Below are 9,292 nucleotides of genomic sequence, written 5' to 3'. Positions count from 1 at the left end.
TTCACCGAGCGGGTCCGTCGCCGGCTGGCCGAGCGGGCCGCGCGCGGGACCCGGACCGAGGGCACCGGCGTCCTGCCCGAGCTGGTGCGGGTGTCGCTGCGCGTCGAGGCGGACGAGGAGGAGCTGGTCGCCGGCACGGTCCGGGTCGTCGTACAGGTGCATGACGAGCGGGACCCGCTCCACGTCTGCGACGCCGCCCTGCTCTGGACCGCCGACGAGGGCGTGCACGGGTTCGGGCCGCGAGCGCGGATCCACGCGAGCATCGCGCTGCGCGCGGCCGCCGACGCGTGGCCGGTGCTCGATCGGCTGCTCGCCCTGGCCGTCCCCGACCAGATCACGCTCGACGGCGAGGAGATCGCCAGCCTTCTCGAGCGCGTCGGCCCGCTCCGCGAGGCCCGTGCCGACGTGCACTGGCCCAGGTCCCTCGGCCCCGAGCTGACGACCCGCGCCGTGCTCGACCGTCGGGACGGGCGGGCTGAGAAGCCCGGTGAGAAGGAGCGCAACCCGGAGCTGCCGCTCCAGGACAGCCCCTTCTCGGCGGAGGGGCTGTTCTCGTTCTCCTGGCAGGTCGCGCTCCACGGCGAGCCCCTGACCGACGAGGAGCTCGCGGAGCTGGCGCAGGCCGCGAGCCCGGTCATCCGGCTGCGCGGGGCATGGACCGTCGTCGACCCGATGACGGCCCAGCGCGCACGCAAGCGCCTGATCCGCAAGGCGAGCGGCGCCCAGGCGCTGGCTGCTGCGCTCACCGGGGTCACCGAGCTGCCGGCGTCGGTGTCGGGGGAGGACGGGCCGGCCACCGAGCAGGTGGTCGTCGGGGCCAGTCTCCTCAAGGTGCGCGAGCAGCTGCTGGCGGCAGCGACCCGCGATCCGCTGGCCGAGCCGGCCGGCCTCGCCGCGAGGCTGCGCGACTACCAGCGTCACGGCCTCACCTGGCTGGCCGATCTCACCGGCCTGGGCCTCGGCGCGTGCCTCGCCGACGACATGGGCCTCGGCAAGACGGTCACCCTGATCGCGCTGCACCTGCACCGACTCGAGCAGGGCATCTCGGGAGGCGGCCCGACGCTCGTCGTCTGCCCCGCGAGCCTGCTCGGCAACTGGGAGGACGAGATCGAGCGGTTCGCCCCGGGCGTGCCGGTCCGGCGCTTCCACGGGGGAGCCCGGTCGCTGGACGGTCTCGACGGATTCGTGCTCACCACCTACGGCACGCTTCGCCGCGACGCGGAGGCGCTCGCCGCCGTCGAGTGGGACCTGGTCGTCGCGGACGAGGCGCAGCACGTCAAGAACTCCCGCACCTCCACCGCCCGGACGCTCCGGCAGCTGCCCAACCGGGCGCGGGTCGCGCTCACCGGCACGCCGGTCGAGAACGACCTCACCGAGCTCTGGTCCATCCTCGACTGGTGTGTGCCCGGGCTGCTCGGCAGCCGCCAGGCCTTCCGCCGGGTCTGGGCGGCGCCGATCGAGTCGGGCACCGAGCCCACCAAGGCGCTCCAGTTCGCCGACCTGATCGGCCCGTTCCTGTTGCGGCGCCGGAAGTCCGACCCGGGCATCGCGCCCGAGCTCCCGCCCAAGACCGAGACCGACCATCTCCTCGGGCTCACCCGCGAGCAGGTCGTGCTCTACGAAGCGTTCGTGCGCGACTCGATGGAGCGGATCGAGAAGCTGCCCGCAGACGACCCGGGGCGCCGCGGCCTCGTGCTGGCGCTGCTGACCGGCCTCAAGCAGATCTGCAACCACCCGGCGCAGTTCCTCAAGCAGTCCGGAGCGGTGCGTCTCACCGGGCGGAGCGAGAAGCTGGAGCTGCTCGACGAGCTGGTGGCCACGGTGCTGTCGGAGGACGGCGCGGTGCTCGTGTTCACGCAGTACGTCGCCATGGCCCGGCTCGTGGAGCAGCACCTCGCCGCCACCGGCGTCCCTTACCAGTTCCTCCACGGCGGCACACCGGTGTCGGAGCGCGAGGCGATGGTGCGGCGGTTCCAGGCCGGCGAGGTGCCGGTGTTCCTGCTCTCCCTCAAGGCCGGCGGCACCGGGCTCAACCTCACTCGGGCCGACCACGTGATCCATCTCGACCGCTGGTGGAACCCGGCCGTCGAGGAGCAGGCCACCGATCGCGCCTACCGGATCGGCCAGACGAAGCCGGTCCAGGTGCACCGGATGGTCACCCGCGGCACCATCGAGGAGCGGGTCGCCCAGCTGCTGGAACGCAAGCGCCAGCTCGCCGACGCCGTGCTGGCTCGCGGGGACGCCGCGCTGACCGAGCTCAGCAACGAGGAGCTCCTCGACCTCGTCAGCCTGCGCAGGGAGCATCGCCGGCAGGCGCTCCTCGACGAGCGCACCGCCGAGCGGGTGGAGGCATGAGGACCACCTTCGCCCGCCAGGCGCCCGCCCGCGGCGGGGTCCGGTCGTGGTGGGGCAAGGCGTGGCAGCGGGCCGTCGAGGAGTCGGCCTACTCCGAGGCCGAGCTCCGCCCTGGTCGCACCCTGGCACGGCGCGGCGAGGTCGGCGGGATCAGCGTCGGCGCCGGCACCCTGCTGGCCGCCGTCCGCGAGGGCGACGACGCCTGGACGGTCCAGGCCGTCGTACCCACCTTCGACGACGACACCCGCAACGCGCTCGTCGACGTGGTCGCCGCGGAGGCGGGGCGGATCGCGTCGCTCCTGGCCGGCGAGCTCCCCCACGACCTCGTCGAGCATGCCGAGGAGGCCGGCGTCGAGCTGCTCCCGTACGGCGGCGAGCTCGCCGCGACCTGCACCTGCCCGCACTACATCGACCCGTGCTCGCACGCCGTCGCGATGCTGACCCAGGTGGGCTGGCTGGTCGACGCCGACCCGCTCGTCCTGTTCGCACTCCGCGGGCTGGACCGCGAGGCGCTGATGGCCGCCCTTCGCCACCACGCCGAGTTGGGACTTCCCGGACGCCGAGTTGGGACCTCCGGGGCGCCGGGTTGGGACCTTCCCGACGCCGATTCCGGACTCTCCACCGCCGAGCTGGCCGACGACGTCGAGATCGCAGTCGACGCGGCACTTCGCGCGCGCCGGGCGCTCGAGCTGTTCGAGGCCGGTGGCGAGCTGCCCGACGGCCTGGTGTGAGGGTCAGTCCCCGAGCGCCAGCGCTCGCAGCTCCTCCTGGTACGACGCGTAGTCGGCCCGCATCTCCGAGGCCGGCCAGTCGGCCGGGAGGATCTCGGCCGGCAGCAGCGGGTCGCTCGTGAGGTGGCGGACCAGGTGGGCGGCGACCGCCAGTCGTTCGGCGGGGTCCCCGGTGTGGCGGAGCAGGCGCACCACCTCGCGGCCGTGCCGCGCCCAGGTGTCCAGGTCCCACAGCTCGGCGGCCAGCCTGGCCGGGTCGCCGTCCGGTTGGGCGAGGTAGGTCGCCAGCACCGGGTGGTCGGCGTAGGTCCGAGGTCGACGGAGGTTCGCCGGCCGCGTCCAGACCCCCTCGCGCAGCTCGGCGAGCCGGTGAGCGGCCAGCAGGTCGCGCAGCGCGGCGCGCTCGGCTCCAGGTCGCCCGCTCACCACCACGACCGCCATCTCCCAGGTGCCGTCCCAGGCCGTCTCGGCGTCGAGCACCGCCTCGTCCTGGTGTTGTTGGCGATGGGCCAACCGATCGCCGAGCACATAGGCACCGGCGGCGCGGCGCAGGTCCCCGGCCGCGACAGCCCGGGTCAGCGCCACCCGGAGCGTGGAGTCGGGTATCCCGAACAACCGACCGGCGCGGGTCAGCGCGGCGGCGCTCATCCGGTCCGGGTGGGAGCCGAGGAGCAGGCTCAGCACCACCGACCGCGCGGAGAGCGGGGCGATCTCGATCGGCACGGCGGACACCCTGTCATGCTACAGATCTCGACACGACTGGCGCGCGATCTGTAATGTGACGGCATGACGCACGAGGTCACCAACCAGGTCCCGCCACTCGTCGACCACGACACGGCCGCCGACCCCGCGCTGCTGGAGGGGATCGAGCGGGAGGGCGCGGGCTGGGCGCTGGAGGAGATCCACCGGCTGGGCCGGCTCGCCGGGACCGCGGAGGCGCAGGCGTGGGGGCGTCTGGCCGAGCGGGTGCCGCCGACGCTGCACACCCACGACAGGTACGGCCGGCGGATCGACGAGGTCGAGTACGTGCCGTCGTACCACCGCCTGATGGAGACCGCCATCAGCCACGGCATCCACGCCGCTCCCTGGGCCGACGACCGACCCGGTGCGCACGTCGCGCGCGCGGCGAAGTTCTACGCCTGGAACGTCGACGCCGGGCACGGGTGTCCCATCTCGATGACCTACGCGGTGGTGCCTGCCTTGCGCGCGAGCCCCGAGCTGTCGGCGAGGTTCGAGCCGCTCCTGACCAACCGTGTCTACGACTTCGGCCTGCGCGACCCCGACACCAAGCTCGGCCTGATCGCCGGGATGTCGATGACCGAGAAGCAGGGCGGCTCCGACGTCCGCGCCAACACCACGACGGCGACGCCGCGGACGACGGAGACCGACGGGTCCTATGTGATCCGCGGTCACAAGTGGTTCACCTCAGCCCCGATGTCGGACATGTTCCTCACCCTCGCGCAGGCGCCCGGCGGGCTGTCGTGCTTCCTGCTGCCGCGCGTGCTGCCGGGCGGCGAGGCCAACCCGATCCGATTCATGCGGCTGAAGAACAAGCTCGGGAACAAGTCCAACGCGTCCTCCGAGTTCGAGTACGACGACGCGACCGGCTGGCTCGTCGGCGAGGAGGGCCGCGGCGTGAAGACCATCGTGGAGATGGTCAACATGACCCGTCTCGACTGCGTGATCGGTTCGGCTTCCGGCATGCGCGCCGCGCTCGTGCAGGCCACGCACCATGCCCAGCACCGCTCCGCCTTCGGCAGGCTGCTCATCGACCAGCCGCTGATGCGCAACGTGCTCGCCGACCTCGCGCTCGAGTCCGAGGCCGCGACCACCGCGATGATGCGCCTCGCCGGTGCCAACGACCGCGCGATCCGTGGCGATGACGGCGAGGCCGCGCTCCGTCGACTCGCCCTCGCGGCCACCAAGTACTACGTCTGCAAGCGGGGCCCGGCCGTCGCCGCCGAGGCGCTCGAGTGCCTCGGTGGCAACGGCTACACCGAGGACTTCGACCTCGCGCGGATCTACCGCGAGCTCCCGCTGCTCTCGATCTGGGAGGGCTCCGGCAACGTGGCCGCGCTCGACGTACTGCGAGCCATCGGCCGCGAGCCGCACACGCTCGACGCCTTCTTCGCCGAGGCGGAGCTGGCGCTCGGCGCCGACAGGCGGTACGACGACGCGCTGGTCTCGCTCAAGAAGGAGCTGACCATCTCCAGCGACATGGCCGACATCGAGCTCCGCGCCCGCCGCCTGGTCGAGCAGCTCGCTGTGGTGTTCCAGGCCGGCCTCCTGCTGCGGCATGCGCCCGGTGCCGTCGCGGACGCCTTCTGTGCCAGCAGGCTCGGTCGGGACTGGGGCTCGGCCTTCGGCACGCTGCCCGCCGGTCTCGACCTGGACCCGATCCTGGAGCGGGCGGCGCCGGGGTTCTAGCTCGCCCGCCGAGTTGGGACTTGGTGGATCCCGAGTTGGGACTTGCGGGCCGTTGAGTTGGGAGACGGGGCGGCGTCGTACAGGTGAGCTCCTGATTCGGCCCCCGGGAAGTCCCAACTCGGCGGTCAGGAAGTCACAACTCGGCGGTCAGGGGGCGGGGACCCCCAGCGCCGCGAGCGCCATGGATCCCAGCAGTTCCCGCAGCTCGGCGTCCGGGATGTCGTGACCGGCCCGCGGGGTGGAGTTGAGCAGCCCGAACGCCGCCTGCGCGCCGGCATGGGCCGCTGCTCGTGACAGTCCCGGCCGCAGTGCCTGGAGCTGCTCGGCCCACAGCTCGATGTACGAGCGCTGCAGGCGCCGTACCTGCTCGCGGGCATCCTCGGGCAGCGACTCCCAGTCCCGGTCCTGTACGACGATCAGCGCGCGCCGCGACAGAGCGAACTCCACGTGCCAGTCGACCAGGCCGCGCAGGGCGGCGCCCGGGTCGCCGTCGCCCGCGGCCACCCGCTCGCGCCCGACCTCCAGCAGCCGCTCGCTGATCGAGACCAGCATCTCGGCCAGCATCGCCTGCTTGGACGCGAAGTGCTTGTAGAGCGCGGGGCCGGAGATCCCGCAGGCCGCGCCGAGCTCGGCGACGGACACCCCGTGGAAGCCGCGCGCGGCGAACAGGTCGGCCGCGGTGGCGAGGATCTGCTCGCGTCGGCTGGTCTCGCTCACGCGAGCAGGTTAGCGGTCGTTCACCGAGGCGGGGCTTTACAGAGGTGGTTAATGATCGTTAACCTGCTCGCGTGAGCGAGACGACCAGCATCGAGCCGACCCTTTGCGAGCTCACCGCCGACCTCCGCGAGCGCCTCGCCCGGGTCCGGGAGGGCGGCAGCGAGTCCGCCCGCAAGAAGCACACCGGCCGCGGCAAGCTGCTCGTCCGAGACCGGGTCGACCGGCTCCTCGACCCCGGTAGCCCGTTCCTCGAGCTGGCCCCGCTCGCCGCCTACGGCATGTACGGCGAGCCCGGCGACGACTACGCCGTTCCGTCGGCCGGCGCAGTGGCCGGGATCGGCCGGGTGCAGGGCCGCAACTGCATGGTCGTCGCCAACGACGCGACGGTGAAGGGGGGCACCTACTACCCGGTCACGGTCAAGAAGCACCTCCGGGCGCAGACCGTGGCCGCGGAAAACCGGCTGCCGTGCATCTACCTCGTCGACTCCGGCGGCGCGTACCTGCCGATGCAGGACGAGGTGTTCCCGGACAAGGAGCACTTCGGCCGGATCTTCTTCAACCAGGCCAACATGTCGGCCCGCGGCATCCCGCAGCTCGCCGCGGTGATGGGCTCGTGCACGGCCGGCGGCGCCTACGTCCCGGCGATGTCGGACGAGTCGGTGATCGTCAGGGACCAGGGCACCATCTTCCTCGGCGGGCCGCCCCTGGTGAAGGCCGCGACCGGCGAGGTCGTCTCCGCCGAAGACCTGGGAGGCGGCGACGTGCACGCCCGCAGGTCCGGGGTGGTCGATCACCTCGCCGAGAACGACCCGCACGCGCTCCAGATCCTGCGGGGCATCGTCGCGACCCTGCCCGACCAGGCACGGTCCTCGGACGTCGCCGACCCGGAGGACCCCCACGAGTCGCCGGAGAGCATCTACGACGTCGTCCCGACCAGCACGCGGACGCCGTACGACGTGCGCGAGGTGATCCGCCGCCTGGTCGACGGCAGCCGGCTCCAGGAGTTCAAGCAGCTGTACGGCGAGACGCTGGTCTGCGGCTTCGCGCGGATCCACGGCCACCGGGTCGGCATCGTGGCCAACAACGGCATCCTGTTCAGCGAGTCGGCGCTCAAGGGCGCGCACTTCGTGGAGCTGTGCAACCAGCGTGGGATCCCGCTGCTGTTCCTGCAGAACATCTCCGGCTTCATGGTCGGGCGCGAGTACGAGAACCGCGGCATCGCCCGCGACGGCGCGAAGCTCGTCACTGCCGTCGCCTGCTCGGTGGTGCCGAAGCTCACCGTCGTGATCGGTGGGTCCTTCGGCGCCGGCAACTACGGCATGTGCGGCCGGGGCTACGACCCGCGGTTCCTGTGGATGTGGCCCAATGCGCGGATCTCGGTGATGGGCGGCGACCAGGCCGCCGGCGTGCTCGCGACCGTGAAGCGCGACGGCATCGAGGCGCGCGGCGGCGAGTGGAGCGCCGAGGAGGAGGAGACGTTCAAGGCGCCGATCCGGGACCAGTACGAGACCCAGGGATCGCCGTACTACGCCACCGCCCGCCTGTGGGACGACGGTGTGATCGACCCCGCTGACACCCGTCGGGTCCTGGGCATGGCACTGGACGTCACCTCGACGACTCCGACCCCGACGCCGTCCTACGGCGTCTTCCGCATGTGACTCCACCGGAAAGGCTGGGCACGATGTTCCACTCAGTCCTCGTCGCCAACCGCGGCGAGATCGCCCGACGGGTCTTCCGGACCGCCCGCGCCCTGGGGGCTCGCACGATCGCGATCCACACCGACCTCGACGTTCAGGCACCGCACGCCCGCGAGGCGGACGACGCCGTCCGGGTCACCAGCTACCTCGACGCCGACGCCGTGCTCGCCGCCGCGAAGGAGGCCGGCGCCGACGCGATCCACCCCGGCTACGGGTTCCTGTCCGAGAACGCGGCCTTCGCCCGAGCCGTGACCGACGCCGGCTTAGCCTGGGTCGGGCCGAGCCCGTCAGTGATCGAGCGGATGGGCCGGAAGGACGCAGCCCGCGACATCGCGGTCGCGGCCGGCGTGCCGGTCGTGCCGTCGTACCGGCTCGACGAGGATCCGCAGAGCTTCGCGTTCCCGGTCCTGGTGAAGGCGGCCGCGGGTGGCGGCGGCAAGGGCATGCGCGTCGTCCACTCCGCCGCCGACCTCGAACCCGCGATCGCCGCGGCCAAGCGCGAGGCCGCCGGCGCCTTCGGCGATGACACCATGCTGATCGAGAAGTACGTCGAGCGCGGCCGCCACATCGAGGTGCAGGTGATCGGCGACGCCCACGGCAACGTGGTGCACCTCTATGAGCGCGACTGCTCCACCCAGCGCCGTCACCAGAAGGTGCTCGAAGAGGCGCCGGCGCCCACGCTCACCTCCGAGCAGCGGACCGCGATCACCGATGCGGGGGCCAAACTCGCGGCGAGCGTGGGCTACGCCAACGCCGGCACTGTGGAGTTCCTGCTCGACGCGACGTCCGGCGAGTTCTACTTCCTGGAGATGAACACCCGCCTGCAGGTGGAGCATCCGGTCACCGAGGAGGCGGTCCGTATCGGCGGCCAGCGAGCCGACCTGGTGGCGCTCCAGCTGCGGGTGGCCGCGGGCGCCGAGCTCGGCTTCAGCCAGACGGACGTCACCCTCGACGGTCATGCGATCGAGGCTCGGGTCTACGCCGAGGACGCGTTCGGCGGGTTCCTCCCGCAAGCCGGCCGGGCGACCCTCGTGCAGTGGCCGGAGAGCCTGGCCCGCGTCGACCACGCCCTTGAGAGCGGCCAGATCGTGAGCACGTCGTACGACCCGATGCTCGGCAAGGTGGTCGTCCACGGTCCCGACCGCGAGGCCGCGCGACTCGCCCTGGTCGCTGCGCTGGACCACACGGTCGTCCTGGGCCTCACCACCAACACCGGCTTCCTGCGCGAGCTGGCGGCGGGCGCGGCGTTCCGTGACGCGAGCATCGACACCGCGTGGCTCGACCGCACCGAGGTGCCGGCCCCGGATCCCGCTCCGGCGCGGGAGCTGGCCGCGTGGGCCTGGCATCGGGCGCAGGCCGCGGCCT

Annotated in this window: 7 protein-coding genes; 5 read left to right on the top strand and 2 right to left on the bottom strand. The window is 72.5% G+C overall.

Annotated elements, in window-relative coordinates; genetic code table 11:
- Together E7Z54_RS14125 and E7Z54_RS14120 are read left to right on the top strand one after the other, a co-directional pair.
- On the top strand, positions 1-2,355 hold a 2,355-nt coding region (locus E7Z54_RS14125), incomplete at its 5' end, for a DEAD/DEAH box helicase (protein WP_136434731.1).
- Complete coding sequence (locus E7Z54_RS14120) at positions 2,352-3,086, top strand: SWIM zinc finger family protein (RefSeq protein WP_136434730.1); 735 nt, start codon at positions 2,352-2,354, stop codon at positions 3,084-3,086. The genes E7Z54_RS14125 and E7Z54_RS14120, both read left to right, overlap by 4 nt.
- Positions 3,087-3,089: 3 nt before the next feature.
- Here the strand turns inward: E7Z54_RS14120 and E7Z54_RS14115 are convergent, their stop codons facing one another.
- The gene (locus E7Z54_RS14115; protein ID WP_136434728.1) at positions 3,090-3,818 is read right to left on the bottom strand and encodes a PaaX family transcriptional regulator C-terminal domain-containing protein; all 729 of its coding nucleotides are present in this window, start codon (positions 3,816-3,818) and stop codon (positions 3,090-3,092) included.
- Positions 3,819-3,872: 54 nt separating this feature from the next.
- Here E7Z54_RS14115 and E7Z54_RS14110 point away from each other — a divergent pair, with 54 nt between their 5' ends.
- Positions 3,873-5,513 (top strand): acyl-CoA dehydrogenase family protein, encoded by a 1,641-nt coding sequence (locus E7Z54_RS14110; protein ID WP_136434726.1) that lies wholly within the window; start codon positions 3,873-3,875, stop codon positions 5,511-5,513.
- A gap of 147 nt (positions 5,514-5,660) precedes the next feature.
- Here E7Z54_RS14110 and E7Z54_RS14105 read toward each other — a convergent pair whose 3' ends face one another.
- The gene (locus tag E7Z54_RS14105; RefSeq protein ID WP_136434724.1) at positions 5,661-6,230 is read right to left on the bottom strand and encodes a TetR/AcrR family transcriptional regulator; all 570 of its coding nucleotides are present in this window, start codon (positions 6,228-6,230) and stop codon (positions 5,661-5,663) included.
- 71 nt (positions 6,231-6,301) lie between these two features.
- Between E7Z54_RS14105 and E7Z54_RS14100 the strand changes: the two genes are divergently transcribed.
- Positions 6,302-7,888 carry a carboxyl transferase domain-containing protein gene (locus E7Z54_RS14100; RefSeq protein WP_136434722.1) on the top strand — a complete coding sequence of 529 codons (1,587 nt, stop codon included), beginning with the start codon at positions 6,302-6,304 and terminating at the stop codon, positions 7,886-7,888.
- 23 nt (positions 7,889-7,911) lie between these two features.
- Positions 7,912-9,292 (top strand): acetyl-CoA carboxylase biotin carboxylase subunit (locus E7Z54_RS14095; protein WP_136434721.1); only part of this gene is annotated, 1,381 nt, incomplete at its 3' end.

The sequence above is a fragment of the Nocardioides sp. genome (assembly GCF_004803405.1).
GTDB classification, from domain to species: domain Bacteria; phylum Actinomycetota; class Actinomycetes; order Propionibacteriales; family Nocardioidaceae; genus Nocardioides; species Nocardioides vastitatis.
Note: the sequence above shows the minus strand (reverse complement) of the source record. Positions and strands in the feature narration are given on the sequence as shown.